This window comes from bacterium (assembly GCA_024742285.1).
Lineage (GTDB): Bacteria > Myxococcota_A > UBA9160 > UBA9160 > UBA4427 > UBA4427.
Genome location: JANSYR010000002.1, coordinates 48,416 through 65,172, shown reverse-complemented (window position 1 = coordinate 65,172; position 16,757 = coordinate 48,416). Strand labels below are relative to the sequence as shown.

Genomic DNA, 16,757 nt, shown 5'->3' with positions numbered 1-16,757 from the left:
CTATATGTGTGAACCCGTGACCATGGCCGTACTGGGCGCCACCTTTGCCGCCGAGTCTGCCAAGACCCAGGAGAAGATGGCCAGCCGGTCTGCTTCTTCTGCTCTCCGCTCCGGACGTATTCAGCAGAACACCATCCGCAAGCGACAGATCCAGGAGGCTCGTGCTGCCGGACTGAAGAAGCAGGAAGTCCGGGACGCAGCTCAACGCGCCCAGAGCGTGAACCAGGTGGCCACCGGCGAGGCCGGTATCGGTGGCAGAACCGTGAAGGCACTCGCTCGAGACATTAGGCGCCGAGAACTCGCGGGCATCGCTGCCGTCGACCGGAACGAAGACGCGGTCCAAGAGCAGTTAGCGCTTGAGGCGCAGGGCGCGAATGCCGCCACCGCCCGCTCCATCTCTGCCATCAACCCGGGGCCGGGGGCTGGCATCGCCGCCACCGAAGGGGGCCTACGTGGGATCTCGCAGGGCCTCGGCAACCTCAATGCCGTCTCGGCCAGGGACCGCAAGGACTAGTGGCACAACGGGAGGCAAGCCCTATGCCCTGCCTCATCGAGCCCATGAGGGAAGCAGCAAGGCCGTGGGAGTGTGTGCAGACATCGGATCAGTAGCCGAGCCGGCGCAGCTCGGCCTGGAGAGCGAGGGACTCAGCTTCGACTCGATCACTCAACTCTTGCGACGGCATCGCCTGAGACTGGAGCATCTTGGCTAGTTCCACGGGGTCACGGTCGAGGTCTGCCCGGGAGAGGTTCAGCCCACCAGCCGAATCGCCAACTCCGTCCTGCCAGTCAGCGAGGCTGACATATCCCGCCTTCAGCTGATCCCGAGACACCGGGTCATTCGCGAAGCGGAGAGCGAAGATCAGGGCTGCCTTGATCGTCTCCTTCGAGTGAGGCAGTTCGCGGGTGTCCGAGACCCCTCCAGCGCCCCCACTGCGATCGCCTAGGGCCGCACCAAAGTCGTTCACGACTCTCTGAGCAAATTCGGCGTCCATCTCGGCAGGAGGTCTTGCCCCTTCTTTCGCGCCCCCAAAGATCCTTCGTAGAAGTCCCATTGCTACTCCTCGTTGCAGGCGCGACGCCCGCCCAGCCCACTGCCTCCAAGCCGCGTCACTGTCTGAGGGTAGACTGCGCTCGCTCAAATGCCCACGGGCGAGCATGGGCTACATGTATCGAGGGAGGGAAAGACCTCCGCAAGCCTTCACGAGTAGCGGCCTGCTCCAAGGACTGAGAGCGGAACAAACGGGGACACCATGGCCGCCCGCCGGAGCACAGACGTCAATGAACAGATCACACTCAGGCGCTGGGCGGCCTACGACTATCACGATCCAGCCGTGGTCCTCGGCAAGCTACGCTCTGTCCAGCTTGCCTTCGATCTCTCAGAGGTCCCTGGGGACATCGCGAACCTCAGAACACGCGGCCTGGCAGTCCATCGCGAAGCCCGAGATGCCGCCTTCTTCACGCTAGGCATCGCGTCGCGGCTCGGGTTGACGGTCGGGTACGCGCCGGTTGAGGATGACGACTATGATTTCGTCACCGTGGTGAAGCACGATGATGGGGATCTCTTCGCAGCCGTGCAGCTTAAGGAGCTGCCGCCAGACGAGCTAAACCCCGGCATCACCCTACAGGCGCTCCTTGAAACAGCTGCCACCAGATACTCAGGGACAGAGAGAACGATCCTCGCCGTACACGTCAATAGGGTCGGCACGCTCAACTATGGCGCCTTGCAGCTTCCCGACATGCCATTCGCCGAGGTGTACCTATTCGGATCGACCGAGCCCGATCAGTCGCGGTGGGTCCTGATCGGGGACCTCACCGGCGATGTCGAGGTAACCTACTTCGACCATCCGGAGCCCATCCCGCTCAGGTAGCGAGCAATGGTCCCGTATCGCCTACCCCGCACAGGAGCGCTTCATGAGGTTCGCCCTCGTCAACGGAGCACGGCACGAAGCCGAGCGTGGGCTCCCCGGCGAATGCCGCGGATGCGGTCAGGCCATGCTTCCGCGATGCGGCGAGAAAAGAGTGCACCACTGGGCGCACAGGGGGCGTCGGCACTGCGACCACTGGTGGGAGCCCGAGACAGAGTGGCATCGTGCCTGGAAGGACCGTTTCCCGGCCGACTGGCAGGAGATTCGACACGAAGCACCCGACGGTGAGATCCACATCGCGGACATGAAGACACCTCTCGGGCAGGTCCTGGAGTTCCAGTACTCCTACATCAAGCCCGCCGAAGTCCGCTCACGCGAGGCCTTCTACGAGGCGCTCGTCTGGGTGGTCAACGGCTGGAGGCGCGACGGCGACAGGGCCGCTCTCCCTAGTAGGTGGGAAGAGACCAAGCCGGTTACCGAGAACGGTTCAGTGCGACGTATCCGCACCAAGGGCGAGCGGTTGATACGCGACTGGGGCCAGAGCCAGGTCGAGGTCTTTTTCGGCTTCCAGGAGTCCAACAAGGCGGACGATGGCTCGGACCGTATGCTGTGGTGGCTTCATCGGCCCCCTGGTGCGAAGTGGTCACACGTCGCTCCGTACCCGCTGCCTGAGTTCGTTGCTCGCTATGGGAGCGCTTCCGCAAGCGCCGAGATCGGCCCCGATCCGCTCATCGACTCCTTCGAACGAGAGGCCAAGGCAGACATCGCTGAGCTTGAAGGACTCTACGACTGGCGAGGACCAAGTGATACCCCGGACGCCCCAAGGCGACCGCTCGGAGACCTGCAAGATCCCGCGGAGCGAGAAGCCGTCAGGGCGAGTCGCGAAAAGAACCTGAAACGCGCGATTCGGATGGTTAAGGAGTCCCAACGGCGCGCGGACGGTGCGGGATAGGCCGCTTTCTGCCTCACAAGGCACCCGGGAAGATCAGCGAGGCCGGCCGTCGTAGCCGATCGCTCGGCGCTGCCTCCAGTGCCTACACCAAGACACTTGATCTCGGACGAAGACGATCACCTCGGCTACGCACCATAGGATCGGGTGTGCGCGGCGCGCCTTGCGCTCAGCCTCTTCCAGTTGCCGTAGATTGAGAGGGGCGAAGGGGTCGTATATCGACATGCTCCGAATCGTGGAGAGCTCGCCGATCAGCTAGGGATCAATCGTGCGGAGCTTCCGGAACATGCGGGACGGCGTCTCGATCGTCGAACAACATCTCGACCCAGCTCTCGGCCTGTACGCTGCGTGCGTACTCCGCGCGGACGAGCAGGATGGCGACCAGCGCGTCCGGGACGAGCGGATCTATCCACCTGTCCCGAGTTGCCATGAACACTGCTGGTGTGAGTTGGCCATCGCGATACCCCGCGACCTCAGACGCCAGCCGAGCTGCGAAGAGGCGCGAGCACCTCGCCGTTCTAACCAAAGCGTAGTCCACGCGGCGGCTGCCCGTTCGAACCTCGGATATCAGCCTGTCAGATTCAGAGGCTTGTTATGCGTCGGGCCGAGGGCGTGGGCACCCCTTGAGATTGCAGAGCGCCTAGACTTCGCCGACCTTTCGTGCATGGGTCCTCTTCTACAGAGTCTACAGTCCCGATTCTTGAGCTCTCGCGAACGCGGGATACGGCTCTTTCTGCGTACCGCGTCGTGGATAGACTCGTTGCCGAGCGAGAAGACCCTTGACGTCGCGCGCCTAAACGCCTCAGTGCTCTCGGTGATACTGGGGGCTCTATCTGCATACGGAATCTTTGTCCTAGGCGAGTCGGAGGTCCTGGAGGAACGCGCGCTCTCGATTTCGAGAACTCTGAACGAGGACGGCCTTCCGTTTAGGTATCGCTTCTCACCTCCCGGCGTGCCTCTTTTTTGGGAAAGTTCGGGAGCACCCGCAGCCTGCGCCTATCTGACAGAGCCGTGCGGGCAGGCGTACGTCTCGCCGCATGACAAAGCTAGGCTGTTCGCGGCGCTTGTACGAGACGAGCCGGGATGGGCATCCAGCGAACTCGTTCGCGGAGCAGAGATCAGTATCCCAAGACTTCAAGGCTCAGCTCGGGGCGCCCTCCTCTTGGCGACTATGACTGCGATCGCGGAGCAGTATCCATATCGAGTCGAGGAGGATGAACTTAAGGACCTACGACTCGCTGAATGGCTCGAATCTATTCGCAAGGAATCCGAGTACATGTTGAAGGTTCTTCAGGGACGACAGGTCCTCAGAGAGACTTGGGCTGGTAGACCTGAGTCCGGCTCGTTAATAGCGGAGGCTTTCGAAGGCTTCGATTCATACCTAAGAGCAACTGAGGACTACTTGGAATGCGGAAAGCAGCAAGAGGACGCCCTTCGGAATATTGCATCCAACCCCCGCCAGAGTCAGGACGCAGCACGGGTATCGTGCGAAGCGGGTGCCTCTGACGGATTGGTCGTCGTGTCCCGCCCCCGGGTTTCGCCGTGGTCCGCAGCTGCTCACTTTCAGGAGTTCGAACGCTTCTTGCGATCGCAGTACCGAATCTCGTCACAGAGTCTTGATCTTCTCGCAAAGAAGGAAAGCTATCTGCGCCGTCGGATTCTTGAGAACGAAGAGCTACGGCGCTTATCGGGGTTGACTCTGAGTGTTTTCTTTTGCTCCGTGGTGATACCGATGGTCATCAGGCGCACGCCCGAAATCATCGCAGCTTGGCCCCCGGCTGTTCTCTATGTCTATCTCGCGGCAACTGCTTGGCTGAGTGCATAGTATCGAGGGCGGAGCAGGATCTAGCCTTCGCCCGCCATGATCGCCGGCGGCGGCCTTCTCTTCGTGCGAAGTCGGTCTGCCGCATAGCGGATCAGCCCATAACCTGAAGACTTCGCCGGCGGGGCCTGATCGAGGTACGGCGATCGTAGCCCAACGGCAGGCGCGGCCTTGGGCAAGTCGGCGGACATCTGGCGCAGAAATCCGAATGCCCAAACGCATATTCGAGACGCGCGCGCTTCCCCCCGGTGCCTCCGCCCGAACCCATCAGAGCAGCTGTTCGAGGCGATCGAACGGGCCTACCGCCCCTCCGTCGCTCACAGCATCCCAGTCCACCCGACTCATCGAGCCGATCATCTACAGCAGCCCAGCCCCCGCGTGATCCTCGAATGCATCCGTCCGCCGCGTGTATGTCCTGATCATCGCCGCGGTCCGGTGCCCAGTCTGGTCCATTACCCGGTCCACCCTCGCTCCCCGATCCACAGCCGAGGTGATGAAGCCGGCCCGCAGCGAGTGACCACCAAACCGAGCCGGGTCCAGCCCTGCCCTCTTCGCCAGCCGCTTTACGATCTCACCCACAGCTCGATCACCAAGGCTCTCGCCAACGTTTCCGTGCCGGTCCACCCGCCTCAGTAGACAGCCTTCGGCGATTCCTCCGGCCTCCAGCCAGATGAGCAGAGCCCGGAGCGGGCAGGTCTCTGGACTTCGCCCTGGGAGGATCGCGATCTGCCTGCCTTGCCCCTCCTGGTCCGTCTTGGAGGAGCGGATGGTGAGGAGCAGTCCTCGTGGGGTCCACTCAGTGTCCTCGACCGTCAACGCGATCAGCTCGGATCGGCGGAGGGCTGAGGCGAAGCCGAGCAGGATGAGGGCTCGGTCGCGGATGCCGAGGAGATCCGAGGAGCAGGCGTTGGACATGTCACGGACTCGGTCGGCCGTGGCGGCGTCCTTGCGGTTGGCGGGCGCGGTGCCCTTGGAGCGGCGGATGCCGGCCATGGTGGTGCGGACCTCGGCATGGCTGGTCGGGCTCGGGTGCCCCTCGGCCTCGTGTGCCCAGCGGATGGCCGATAGACGCTGGGTGATGGTCGCCGGGGACCTGCCGAGGTTGGCAAGGTGGGCCAGGTAGGCGGAGACGGTGGCGGCGTCTGCAGGGAGCCAGGGGCGGTCCTCGGACTGAGCCCAAGCTCGGAAGTCCTTGAGCCCCGACTGGTATGCCCTGCGGGTGGAGGGAGACCATGCGGAGGCCCTGTAGTCGGCCGCCGAGGGGGCGATCTCCGGGGTGGCGGAGTGAGCCGGGGACGGGAGAGAGGGCTTGGCAGGGGGCATTTCATGGCTCCTCAGAGGCGTTTCTGATATCCGAGAATAGCATGTATCAGATGCCATGAACAAGCAAGGCCCGGTAGGTGCTCTGCAAGGAATGGAACCCGCGAGACGTCAGCGGAGAGCGATGGGGCATAGGGACGCACGACGAAGGAAGTACACAGATACAGACAGAGATGGACTGCCCGAGTCTGAACGGGCCCCTGCGCCCGAAGAGGCCATCTGAGCCCAACCGACAGCCCGGCAGCCACGTATTGGGGGTCTTGGGCCCGCATCCCGTCTGAATCCCCGGCCCACGGTGTAGCCGCGGAGTGCCGCGGGTTCGCCCGAACCGCGCCACCTCTGGTCTCTACGCAGGACCCCCACCGATTCCACAGCTCCCACCACTCCCGCCCGCACGCGAAGCCCCTTGGGGCCCGTGAGCGGACCGGTGCGTCTGCCCTCCGCAAGCCGCGGCAGGCCCCCAGCACCAACCGCGGGTTAGAACCGGGAGCGCTTCCACGAAGGAAACCAACAAGAATGACCCACGACCCGAGAGACGAAGACCCGCACGGGAACGACACGCTCGACTTCCTGCACGCCCTGTTCGACGGACTCCCCGGCTACCTCGATCTCCGACTGATCGAACCCGACGGGCGAACGGATCGGGAGGTCTTCGAGACCACCGAAGAAGTCTGGGCGGAGGCATCCAAGCCGCGTAGACGCGAACTCAATTACTGCGTGGGAGTGGCGACTCGCCAGACCAAGAGCACAAGTCAGAGGAGAGGCGGCAAGGAGCACCTTCAGGCCACCCAAGCCCTCTGGGCTGATATCGACTTCTCCGCGAAGCTGGCCGAGAGCACGGCACGGGACCTCATCCAGGCCTTCCCGTTGGTCCCTTCGATGGAGATCTACTCCGGCGGTGGACTCCACCTGTATTGGTTGCTCCAAGAGCCTATCGACCTCACGGACCCGGCCAACGTCCGCACCTTCGAGCACACGCTGAAGGGCATCGCTGACGTACTCAGGGCGGACCGAGCGGCTACAGACGCCTCCCGCACCATGCGACTCGCCGGGACCATCAACTGGCCCAATGAGAAGAAGCGGGCGAAGGGACGGGTCCCGTACGAGACGTGGATGGCCGAGTTCCACCCGGAGCGACGCTACGCGCTCTCAGCCTTCGATTCACTGAGGGACCGTGGGGCCGAACTTCAAGCGGGAGCAGCCACTCAAGGGCGACCCCGCGACCATGCCGCCGGCCTGATTTCCTTCGATGGCGAGTGCCCCGAAGCGGTCGTGGACCTACTTGAAGCGAGGTCTCCCGACGGCACGCCCCGATACCCGCGACTCAGCTCCCGCTGGGCTGGAGAGACCGAGGACCTAAAGGACACAAGCGACAGTGGCATCGACTTGGCGATCGCAAACCTCCTTGCTCTGGAAGGCGTGGCTGAAGATGACATCGCGAACGCCCTCAGGTTCAGACGTCAGGAAGCAGGCCTCGCTCAGAAGGTTGGCGACTACTTCGAACGCACCGCCGCGAAGGCACGGAACTGGGCCGTTGATTGCGACGAAGTTTGGGACTGGCTCCCGAGAGCGAACGACGTCGAACATGAGCAACCGACAGCAAGCGAAGACGCCCCGATTCCGGTTGAACGGCTGAGCGACGACGATCGGGCCCGCGTCTTCGAGAGACTCGCCAGCCTTGGCATCGAAGACGGGACTGCCAACCAGCTGATCGGGACACGGGACAGCCTCCCCGAGAAAGCTGCGGCGGATCTGGCTGAGATCCTCCTCATCACCCGACTGAGCGACTACGGCAACGTGCTCAGCCAGGAGCACCGAGACAGCCTCCGCCAGATCCTCCTCTCGTTCGCCGCGATGGCGAGCGGGCGGGAGACGGGACGAAAGGCCCATGACCTCGACCTGGGAGGCGGGAAGACTCAGGCGATCCTGGCGTTCATCACCGCTCTCGATGCTCTGAATCTCCCTTGGCCATTGGCCGTGGCTGTGGAGAAGGTGGAGGCCAACTGTTCGAACTACCGCCAGCTGGTCCGCAGGGGGGTGACCCCGGAAGAGATCGGCCTTGTTCACACCAAGGAGTACTCGGAGCAGAAGGCCGAGCGAGCCCGACAGCACCTTGAGAGAGTCTATGCAAGTGAGCCGAGCATCGGTATCGAGGCAGCCCAAGGCCGAAAGTACATGCTGATTACCCAGGAGCGTGTCAGGAGACTCAAGGACATCGGAGTCGAACAGATCGCCTACTGCGGGAATCTCCGACCGTTGGTGATTTGGGATGAAGCCTTCCTGACGACCGAGGCGAGGTGGGTCTCGAAGGTCAACCTGGAGGAGGCCTATGTGGCGCTCAAGACTCGGATAGAGGAGATGCCAACTCCGGAGAACTCCCATGAGGCAGAGGAACGTTCAAGAGCAATCGCCTGGCTCGAAGACGTCCGGGATGTCATCACAGAGGGCACCCAAGAGGAGAAGCGACTAACGAGTGATGCTGAAACTGGGAAAAAGAAGAAGAAGGACTGCCCGCCTGTGACCAGGGAGATCCCCTGCCTACCCCTAGAGGCGCCCGCCGAGTTCGTCTACGTCTGCCGAGAGGTGCTGAAAATCCAACCATCTCGGGATGGGAGGCCTCTGGAAACCGTGAAGGCCTTGGTGGAGATGGCGGGACTCAAAGTTCGCACTGGTGCCATTGGCGGGACCTCGGCTGCCCTCTCCTATGTGGTCCAGATCCCGGACGCCATCAAGAACGTTGTGGTCCTGGATGCCAGCTTCCCGATCCGTCTCTTGGAGAACCTGGACAAGACGATTCGTCGTCCCGCTGGATTCCAAGGGCGGATCAAGGACTACAGCCCGGTGACGATCCACCACTGGTACCGGCCGTCTGGCCGTTCGGCTCTTGCCAAGGAGTTCGCGAAGCGGTCCCCGAAACACTGGGATGTCGGACGGGAAGTGGCGGAGTTGATGGTCAATCAAGTGAAGCCTGAAGAGGCAGCACTGACCTTCGTTTTCCGGGACAAGAACAAGGGAGACGACTTCCAGGGCCGACTTCACAAGCTCATGGCTGAGAATGGTCTCGACAAGGCTGCGATGATCGAAGTGCCCAATGAGAGAGGAGAGGTGGAGCTGAAACCTAGATGGCCAGTCCTGACATGGGGACAGGAGACGGGACTCAACGACTTCGCCTACTGCCGACACGTCATCCTGTGTGGAGTTCTCCACCAGGATCAACAGCGGCTTGCCGCAGCCTACTTCGGCGCCGTAAGAGACCCAGAGCAGCCGATCGAGGACGGGAAGATCAACGAGCTGATGACCAGTGAGCTGGCCCATGTGATCTACCAGGCGGCGGGCCGTGGTGCTTGCAGGCGGATCGTCGATGGGAAGGCTGGGCAGATGCACTTGTGGCTCCCCATTGCCAGCAGAAAGGTGACTCCCATCCTGGAGAGGGAGATGCCTGGAGCCTATGTGATGCGATGGCATCCCCAGCACACGGAGGAAGTGAAGCGGGCCCGATGGGAGCAGCTTGCCGAGGAGATCGAGGATGTTCTGACAAAGCTCCCCGATGACCTGGAGAAGCTGTCGGTTCGGAAGCTGAAGGAGGCCAACAGATGGTCTGGGATCGACCCCAAGACCTTCAGGCGCGCTCTCGAAGAAGCCACCAGTAATCCGTTCTGGGGATGGGAATACGACCCGACCCATAAGTCCATCGTGCGGCTGCGTAGTGGCGAGAGAGTCCCCGGCGGACCGGAGGATGACTTCTGAGATCCGGTTAGAGGGTCGATTTCGAGGGGCGGACCTTCTAAGGGGTCTGACCCTTTAAATGGGGAACCCGACCTGTGGCGATCAGTAAGGTCCCGCACCCCTCTAAGCCGTCTCCGCGCTCTCTAGTGCCTCTCAGTTCGAATACAGCCCAATTCATGGAAGGAGACTCGATGCACGGGCACCTAAACGGGTTCTTTGACCCACAGTCCCGCCAAGGCAGGATACAGGTCAACCGGCGGCTGCCCTGCCGAGTACCTGGCTGTTCCAATACCCGCTACCAGGCCTCCTCAATGTGCTCAGCCCACCGCAGCCGATGGGCCAGAACAGGGACGACCAACCTACTGCGGCTGTCCATGGCCGAGTTGCGCCCCTATCTGGGGGCAGCTTCCAAGTTCGTCAGCCGGAATCTGGGGCACCAAGCAGTCCAGGCTGGGCTTCTTTGGTGTGAGCGACTCCTGAGCCTCAAGTGCCCTCTCGCGGCCGGCGTGGTCCGCTCCGAGGCAGCCGCTCTAGCCGACGCAGGTGTCGCGCCGCAGCAGCTCCTAGAGGTGGCGCTCGCTGTCTACCTCCTTGCCGAGGCTGAGCCCGAGAGGTTTGGCCGCCTCCCCGACCGGGATGGCCTCACCGTCCTTGGGATGGAGATCACTCGGCTCCGGGAGCGCTACGGCGGTTGCCGGAGGTTCCGCAAGGAAGTGGACCTCGCTCTGGGGGGAGTCGTGTGGGAGGGGCTGGGGGCACTCCTAACCAATGCCGTCCACTCCGAGCAGAAGGCGTGGACCACCGAAGCAAGGCTGAGGGAGTCGATGGCCTTCCCCCTGCCTGGGCTCGAACTCAAGAAGAGCCTACCGAATGAACCCAATCAAGACCTAGACCAACACCAAACCTCAGACCGAAACACGCAAGGGACTGCGAAATGACTGAGCCCGATACCGAACCCGAGACCCAAGAGACCTCAGACGACCCCACCTACTTCAAGGATGACCTTCAGACACTCGCTGCCGAGACAGTGCGGCATCTGAGGAAGAAGCTGGCGGATGGCACGGCCACGGCCGCCGACCTATCAGCCGGTGTGGGCCTACTCAGGGACAACCGCATCAGTGCGACCGAAAGACCGGCACTTGAAGTGGGCGCAGAAGAGCTAGACGAGCTTGAAGGGTGCCCGAGTGGGCTGGACGAGCTTCCCCCTCCCCCTACCCACTACTACGCGGACTATGCCGGAAACGCGGCGGCCGATAGCCAACTGAGAACGGCCATGCGGACATCAAAGAAGGGGCTGAACTGATGTGAGCCTTCGATCCGTGACGCGCGCCTACCGCTAGGCGCTGTCCACACATAACGAGCCGAATACCCCAACACATGGCCCGCCCCGCTCCCTAGAGGAAGCCCGGTGGGTCTCGCTGTATCTGGAGCCCGGTCAGGGAGCCTTCATGGTTCTCCGGCCGGGCTTCAGTGCGTTTGGAGCCGAGATTCCATGGATACCCGCACAACCACGACTTCTGACCGCACCTACCTGACCCGCGTGCAGGCAGCAGACTACCTCTGCATGACCACCCGAACCCTCGACCGACACAAGGAGATCCCTCGGATCAAGCTCGGTGGACGAGTCCTCTTCCATCGAGAGAGCCTCGACGCCTTCGTGTCGGACCTCGCGATCTCAGAGGCGCCCGAACAGCTGACTCTCCCGAACCTCGCTCAGGCTGCTCCCGCTAAGGCCAGCCAGCTCCGGAAGGCCAACCGACACAAGACAACTGGCGGGAAGGCGAGAGACTGGATCGAAGAAGAGCGCGACGCCCTGAGTGCTCCCGGCACTAGCGCTGATCGAGCCGCCTAACCGCGCGCTCCAGGTGGTCGGGAGCCAGATGCGCGTATCGCTCGGTCATGGTCACCGTACTGTGGCCGAGCAGCTTGCTCACGTCGTAGAGGGGAACCCCAGCCATGACCAGGCGGCTGGCGTAGGTATGCCGCATAACGTGTAGAGTTACATCGGCACCAAGTCCGGCTCTCTCGCGAGCCGCCCGGAACCCCTTCTTTGGGTCTTCGAAGGGGACGAACGAATCGGTCCCAGGAGGCTGCCACAGGAAGACCCTGCCCTTTAGCTCCCGACCACCAGCCCGCTCGCTTGCCTCGCCATGGAGCCGCCGGAGTAGCACCTCGGTCCGTCTCGGAACGGGTACACCTCGGGGCTTCTGACTCTTGGTTGAGACGAAGCTGACCGACGGACTCGCTCTATCCAGACTGACGCGATCCCATTCGAGCTGGAGGGCTTCGCTCTTCCTGGCCCCGGTGTCCAGGAGAAATACCAACAGATCCTTCAGGTGCGGCTGTGCCGCGTCCAGAAGCGCAGTCTCCTCTTCGTCCGTGAGAAAGCGGGTGACCTGCTCGCCCTCCTTGACCTTCGCGAGCTTGGGCAGCGTACGCAGAGCCCCCCACTCCTCATGTGCCATACGGAGGGTCGCCATCAGTACGTCCCGGTACCGATTCTTGGAGGCGGGAGCGAGCGGCTCTCCTGGCGTCCCGTCTGCCTTGTCGGCCCGCCGAAGACCATCCCGCCACTTGGTCAGCTTGGGGGTAGTGAGGTCGGCAAGAGGAGTGTCCGGCCCCAGGTCTGACTGGACGCGCTGGATCGCGGCCAGGACCTTCTGGGCGTTCGGCTTCCTCGCGGTTTGCTTGATCCGAGCCTCGTAGTACCGCCTGAATGCCTCGCTGAGGGTCAGCTCCTCTAAGGAACCGTAGATATCCCCTTCACGCAGCTCTGACCGAAGCTGAGCCTCTAGGGCCTGAGCGTCCGCCTTGATGGTGGTCCCAGAACTCCGGCGAATGCGCTGCCCCCGGTGTTGGAACTCGATCTGCCAGACCTTGCTGGCACCCCTCCGGTGGACACCCATCTACCAAGACTCCCCACGGAAGTCCCCACAGTGGACCCCGAGCCAGCTGCGCGGGGGCAGGATTCAGAAAGAGTCCCCACAAAAACCCCCACACCCAACTCGACGCATGCTACCGTGACGGCAGCCGAGGAACCAGAGGGACGGCAAGTCACTGTTCAGAAAGGCGATTTTCAGAAGGAAGATGGTGGGCGCGCAGGGACTCGAACCCCGGACCCCCTCGGTGTAAACGAGGTGCTCTAGCCAGCTGAGCTACGCGCCCCGGATGCGCCCCGGGTTCGGGGCTCCCGGATCAGTTCACGCCGGCCGGATGCGGCACAGCCGTCGTCGCCTGGGCGATCCCACCGGGCGTGATGTAGATGTCCTCGATCTCGTGGATGCCGTCGGCGTCCTCGAGGAAGTGCTCCGGGTTCTCGACCGCGAGGGCCAGGCGCAGGACTTCGTCCATGTGCTCGACGGGGATGATCTTGATGTTCTTCTTGATCACCGCCGGCAGGTCCTTCAGGTCCTTCTCGTTCTCCTTGGGAACGAGCGCCGTGTCGATCCCGCCGCGATGGGCCGCGATCAGCTTCTCCTTGAGGCCGCCGATCGGGAGCACGCGTCCGCGGAGCGTGATCTCGCCGGTCATGGCCACGTTGGAGCGGACCGGGATCCGGGTCAGCGCCGACGCGATCGTCGTCGCCATCGTGATGCCCGCCGACGGCCCGTCCTTGGGCGTCCCGCCTTCGGGCACGTGGATGTGGACGTCCACCTGCTCGTGGAAGTTGCTCGTCAGGCCGAGCTGCTTCGCGCGAGAGCGGATGTAGGACATCGCCGCGTTCGCCGACTCGGTCATGACCTCGCCGAGGCGCCCCGTGATCTGGACCTTCCCCTTGCCGGGCATGATCGAGACCTCGGTCTGGAGCAGCTCGCCCCCGACCTCCGTGTACGCGAGGCCGGTCGTCACGCCGATCCGGTTCTCCTCCTCGGTCTGGCCGAAGCGGTGCTTCTGCACGCCGAGATATTTCCGGATCAGCTTGGGCGATGCCTTGACGGGCTTGAACGACTCGCCCTGGGACACCTTCTCGCGCGCGACCTTGCGCGCGACGGAAGCCAGCTCGCGCTCGAGCCCTCGCACGCCGGACTCGCGCGTGTAGTGGCGGATCACCTCGAGGATCGAGTTGTCCGTGAAGACGACGTCCTCCTCCGAGAGTCCGTTGTCGTGCCGGACCTTGTCGACGAGGTGCTTCTTCGCGATCTCGAGCTTCTCCGACTCGATGTAGCCGGGGATCTGGATGATCTCCATACGGTCGCGAAGCGGACCCGGGATCTCACCGAGCACGTTCGCCGTGCAGATGAACATCACACGCGAGAGGTCGTACTCGACGTCGAGATAGTGATCCGAGAACGTGTTGTTCTGCTCCGGATCCAGCACCTCGAGCATCGCCGACGACGGATCGCCGCGGAAGTCCATCGACATCTTGTCGATCTCGTCCAGCAGGAAGACCGGGTTCGACGACCCCGCCTTCTTCAGGCCCTGGATGATCTTGCCGGGCAGCGCGCCGATGTAGGTCCGGCGATGGCCGCGGATCTCCGCCTCGTCCCGGACGCCGCCGAGCGAGATCCGAACGAAGTCGCGACCGGTCGAGCGGGCGATCGACTTGCCGAGGGAGGTCTTGCCGACGCCGGGCGGGCCGACGAGACAGAGGATCGGGCCCTTGATCTTCTCGACCAGGGTCTGCACCGCGAGGTACTCGAGGATCCGCTCCTTGGGCTTGTCGAGGCCGTAGTGGTCGGCGTCGAGGACGCCCTGCGAGACCTGGAGATCCTTCTCCTCGTCCGTGTACTCGTCCCAGGGCAGCGCCAGCATCCAGTCGATGTAGTTCCGGACGACGGTCGCTTCCGCCGCCATCGGCGACATCTGCTTGAGCTTCTTGAGCTCCTTCTCCGTCCGGTCGCGCGCCTCTTCGGGCATGCTCTTCGCGGCGAGCTGCTCCTCGAGCTCGGCGAGCTCGTTCTTGCCGTCGTCGCCGGTGCCGCGGTCGCCCAGCTCCTTCTGGATCGCCCGCATCTGCTCGTTCAGGTAGTACTCCTTCTGGGAGCGCTCCATCTGCTTCTTGACGCGGCCGCGGATCTTCCGCTCGACCTCGAGGACCTCGATCTCCGCCTGCATGCGGTTGTAGACCTCTTCGAGGCGTTCGACCGTCGAGGTCACCTCGAGGAGCTTCTGACGATCGGGAAGCTTCAGGTTCAGGTGGGCGACCACCGTGTCGGAGAGCTTGCCGGGCTCGCTGATCGCCGCGACCGAGTTCACGATCTCGGGGGCGATCTTCTTGTTGAGCTTGGAGTAGCTCTCGAAGGTCGTGTGGATCGAGCGAACGAGCGCCTCCGCCTCGGGGGAGTCCGCGCCCTCGTCGTCGAGCGCCTCGACCTCGACCGCGAAGTAGGGGTCGGTCGCCGCGAAGTCACGGATGCGCGCGCGGCTCTTCCCCTCGACCAGGACCTTCACGGTCCCGTCGGGCAGGCGCAGCAGCTGGATGATCGTCCCGAGGGTGCCGATCTCGAAGATGTCCTCGGGGGTCGGCTCTTCCTCGCCGGCGACGCGCTGGGCCGCGACGACGAGCTGACGATCGCCCGCCATGGCGTCTTCGAGGGCCTGGATCGACTTCGGGCGGCCCACGAAGAGCGGCACGACCATGTGCGGAAAGACGACGATGTCTCGCAGCGGAAGCAGCGGGACGCGCCCCCCGTTTCCGGCTTCTTCTTCACTCATGACCAACCCCCCGTCGTCTTTTCGATCCTGCGGTTCACAGCATCGCCCTCGTCAGGCATCCCGGGTGCGAGACCGAACCCTAGGCACGCTCGCGGCGGGGGCAAGCGACCCCCGTTCCTGGCCCGGAAACCGCCCTGATCAGGCCGACTCCGCCTCCCGCTTCAGGCCGAGCACGGGCTCTGCGCCCTGCTCGATCACTTCTTCGCCGACCACGCATTCTTCGACGTCGTCCCTGGAGGGCAATTCGTACATGAGTTCCAACATCGCGTTCTCGAGGATCGCGCGCAGCCCACGGGCGCCCGACTTCTGCGACAGGGCCTTCCGCGCGACCGCGCTGAGCGCGCCGTCGGTGAACTGGAGCGAGACGTCCTCGAACTCGAAGAGCTTCTCGTACTGCTTGACCAGCGCGTTCTTCGGCTGGGTCAGGATCGCGATCAGCGCTTCCTCGTTCAGCTCTTCGAGCGTCGCCACGACCGGCAGGCGCCCGATGAACTCGGGAATCAATCCGAAATGGAGTAGATCTTCTGCCTGCACTTCGCGGAGCGCCTCACCCTTCTTGCGTTCGGCCTTGTGTTGGATATCGGCAGCAAAGCCGAGGCCCTTCACCCCGATCCGCCGCTCGATGATTCCCTCCAGGCCGACGAAGGCGCCGCCGCAGATGAAAAGGATGTTCGTGGTGTCGATCTGCAGGAATTCCTGCTGCGGGTGCTTTCGCCCCCCCTTGGGCGGGACGCTCGCCATCGTGCCCTCGATGATCTTGAGGAGCGCCTGCTGGACACCTTCGCCCGAAACGTCACGCGTGATCGACGGGTTCTCGCTCTTGCGGGCGATCTTGTCGATCTCGTCGATGTAGATGATCCCGCGCTGGGCGCGCTCGACGTCGTAGTTCGCGGCCTGGAGCAGGTTGAGGACGATGTTCTCCACGTCCTCGCCGACGTAGCCCGCCTCGGTGAGCGTCGTCGCGTCGGCGATCGTGAAGGGGACGTCGAGGATCTTGGCCAGGGTCTGGGCGAGGAGCGTCTTGCCCGAACCGGTCGGGCCGAGCAGCAGGATGTTCGCCTTCTGCAGCTCGACGTCGGAGATGTTTCCGCTCTCGATCCGGCGGTAGTGGTTGTGGACGGCGACCGAGAGGACCTTCTTCGCCGCATCCTGACCGATCACGTACTCGTCGAGGGCGGCCTTGATCTCCTTGGGCTTGAGGACGCGGGGCGGTGCGCCGCCGGCCTCCTCCTGGCCGTACTCCTCGGCGATGATGTCGTTGCAGAGCTCGATGCACTCGTCACAGATGTAGACGGTGGGCCCGGCGATGAGCTTCTTCACTTCCTTCTGCGACTTGCCGCAGAAGGAGCACGAGAGGTTCGCGTTGTCGTCTCGCTTCTTCATTCTTCTCTCACCCCCCGGTGATCATTGACTTGACCGA

13 protein-coding genes and 1 tRNA gene are annotated in these 16,757 nt (G+C 63.3%); 8 read left to right on the top strand and 6 right to left on the bottom strand.

Annotation, left to right across the window (positions count from 1 at the left end):
* Positions 1-4 precede the first annotated feature (4 nt).
* Positions 5-514 (top strand): hypothetical protein, encoded by a 510-nt coding sequence (locus tag NXI30_04070; protein MCR9093371.1) that lies wholly within the window; start codon positions 5-7, stop codon positions 512-514.
* Between the two features lie 88 nt (positions 515-602).
* Here NXI30_04070 and NXI30_04065 read toward each other — a convergent pair whose 3' ends face one another.
* Entirely contained in the window at positions 603-992 is a 390-nt protein-coding gene (locus tag NXI30_04065; GenBank protein MCR9093370.1) for a hypothetical protein, read from the bottom strand.
* Between the two features lie 258 nt (positions 993-1,250).
* Here NXI30_04065 and NXI30_04060 point away from each other — a divergent pair, with 258 nt between their 5' ends.
* The 3 genes from NXI30_04060 (at position 1,251) to NXI30_04050 (ending at position 4,639) form a co-directional block, all read left to right on the top strand.
* Complete coding sequence (locus NXI30_04060) at positions 1,251-1,868, top strand: hypothetical protein (GenBank protein MCR9093369.1); 618 nt, start codon at positions 1,251-1,253, stop codon at positions 1,866-1,868.
* 301 nt (positions 1,869-2,169) lie between these two features.
* Positions 2,170-2,817 carry a hypothetical protein gene (locus NXI30_04055; GenBank protein ID MCR9093368.1) on the top strand — a complete coding sequence of 216 codons (648 nt, stop codon included), beginning with the start codon at positions 2,170-2,172 and terminating at the stop codon, positions 2,815-2,817.
* Positions 2,818-3,574: 757 nt separating this feature from the next.
* On the top strand, positions 3,575-4,639 hold the full coding sequence (locus tag NXI30_04050; GenBank protein MCR9093367.1) for a hypothetical protein: 1,065 nt from the start codon (positions 3,575-3,577) through the stop codon (positions 4,637-4,639).
* Positions 4,640-4,993: 354 nt separating this feature from the next.
* Here the strand turns inward: NXI30_04050 and NXI30_04045 are convergent, their stop codons facing one another.
* A complete protein-coding gene (locus tag NXI30_04045) occupies positions 4,994-5,629 on the bottom strand; it encodes a site-specific integrase (protein MCR9093366.1) in 636 nt (211 codons plus the stop codon).
* 843 nt (positions 5,630-6,472) lie between these two features.
* Here NXI30_04045 and NXI30_04040 point away from each other — a divergent pair.
* From NXI30_04040 to NXI30_04025, 4 genes are all read left to right on the top strand, one after another.
* Positions 6,473-9,703: a hypothetical protein gene (locus NXI30_04040; GenBank protein MCR9093365.1), complete on the top strand. Its 3,231-nt coding sequence runs from the start codon at positions 6,473-6,475 to the stop codon at positions 9,701-9,703.
* 353 nt (positions 9,704-10,056) lie between these two features.
* On the top strand, positions 10,057-10,620 hold the full coding sequence (locus tag NXI30_04035) for a hypothetical protein (GenBank protein MCR9093364.1): 564 nt from the start codon (positions 10,057-10,059) through the stop codon (positions 10,618-10,620).
* Positions 10,617-10,985, top strand: coding sequence for a hypothetical protein (locus NXI30_04030; GenBank protein ID MCR9093363.1), 369 nt, complete (start codon positions 10,617-10,619; stop codon positions 10,983-10,985). Before NXI30_04035 ends, NXI30_04030 begins: the two co-directional genes overlap by 4 nt.
* Before the next feature lie 189 nt (positions 10,986-11,174).
* The gene (locus NXI30_04025; protein MCR9093362.1) at positions 11,175-11,534 is read left to right on the top strand and encodes a helix-turn-helix domain-containing protein; all 360 of its coding nucleotides are present in this window, start codon (positions 11,175-11,177) and stop codon (positions 11,532-11,534) included.
* Here the strand turns inward: NXI30_04025 and NXI30_04020 are convergent.
* From NXI30_04020 to clpX, 4 genes are all read right to left on the bottom strand, one after another.
* A complete protein-coding gene (locus NXI30_04020) occupies positions 11,512-12,588 on the bottom strand; it encodes a site-specific integrase (protein ID MCR9093361.1) in 1,077 nt (358 codons plus the stop codon). The two genes, NXI30_04025 and NXI30_04020, sit on opposite strands and share 23 nt — an antisense overlap.
* A 182-nt stretch (positions 12,589-12,770) precedes the next feature.
* Positions 12,771-12,847: transfer RNA gene (locus tag NXI30_04015), tRNA-Val, on the bottom strand.
* Positions 12,848-12,877: 30 nt separating this feature from the next.
* On the bottom strand, positions 12,878-15,337 hold the full coding sequence (lon, locus tag NXI30_04010; GenBank protein ID MCR9093360.1) for an endopeptidase La: 2,460 nt from the start codon (positions 15,335-15,337) through the stop codon (positions 12,878-12,880).
* Between the two features lie 138 nt (positions 15,338-15,475).
* Entirely contained in the window at positions 15,476-16,720 is a 1,245-nt protein-coding gene (clpX, locus tag NXI30_04005; protein MCR9093359.1) for an ATP-dependent Clp protease ATP-binding subunit ClpX, read from the bottom strand.
* Between the last annotated feature and the right edge of the window lie 37 nt (positions 16,721-16,757).

What these genes read in the sequence shown, in the direction of transcription:
- NXI30_04070 (MCR9093371.1), top strand. Translation starts at nt 5, where the DNA reads ATGTGTGAACCCGTGACCATGGCCGTACTGGGCGCCACCTTTGCCGCC.
- NXI30_04065 (MCR9093370.1), bottom strand. Translation starts at nt 992, where the DNA reads ATGGACGCCGAATTTGCTCAGAGAGTCGTGAACGACTTTGGTGCGGCC.
- NXI30_04060 (MCR9093369.1), top strand. Translation starts at nt 1,251, where the DNA reads ATGGCCGCCCGCCGGAGCACAGACGTCAATGAACAGATCACACTCAGG.
- NXI30_04055 (MCR9093368.1), top strand. Translation starts at nt 2,170, where the DNA reads ATGAAGACACCTCTCGGGCAGGTCCTGGAGTTCCAGTACTCCTACATC.
- NXI30_04045 (MCR9093366.1), bottom strand. Translation starts at nt 5,629, where the DNA reads ATGGCCGGCATCCGCCGCTCCAAGGGCACCGCGCCCGCCAACCGCAAG.
- NXI30_04040 (MCR9093365.1), top strand. Translation starts at nt 6,473, where the DNA reads ATGACCCACGACCCGAGAGACGAAGACCCGCACGGGAACGACACGCTC.
- NXI30_04035 (MCR9093364.1), top strand. Translation starts at nt 10,057, where the DNA reads ATGGCCGAGTTGCGCCCCTATCTGGGGGCAGCTTCCAAGTTCGTCAGC.
- NXI30_04030 (MCR9093363.1), top strand. Translation starts at nt 10,617, where the DNA reads ATGACTGAGCCCGATACCGAACCCGAGACCCAAGAGACCTCAGACGAC.
- NXI30_04025 (MCR9093362.1), top strand. Translation starts at nt 11,175, where the DNA reads ATGGATACCCGCACAACCACGACTTCTGACCGCACCTACCTGACCCGC.
- NXI30_04020 (MCR9093361.1), bottom strand. Translation starts at nt 12,588, where the DNA reads ATGGGTGTCCACCGGAGGGGTGCCAGCAAGGTCTGGCAGATCGAGTTC.
- lon (MCR9093360.1), bottom strand. Translation starts at nt 15,337, where the DNA reads ATGAGTGAAGAAGAAGCCGGAAACGGGGGGCGCGTCCCGCTGCTTCCG.
- clpX (MCR9093359.1), bottom strand. Translation starts at nt 16,720, where the DNA reads ATGAAGAAGCGAGACGACAACGCGAACCTCTCGTGCTCCTTCTGCGGC.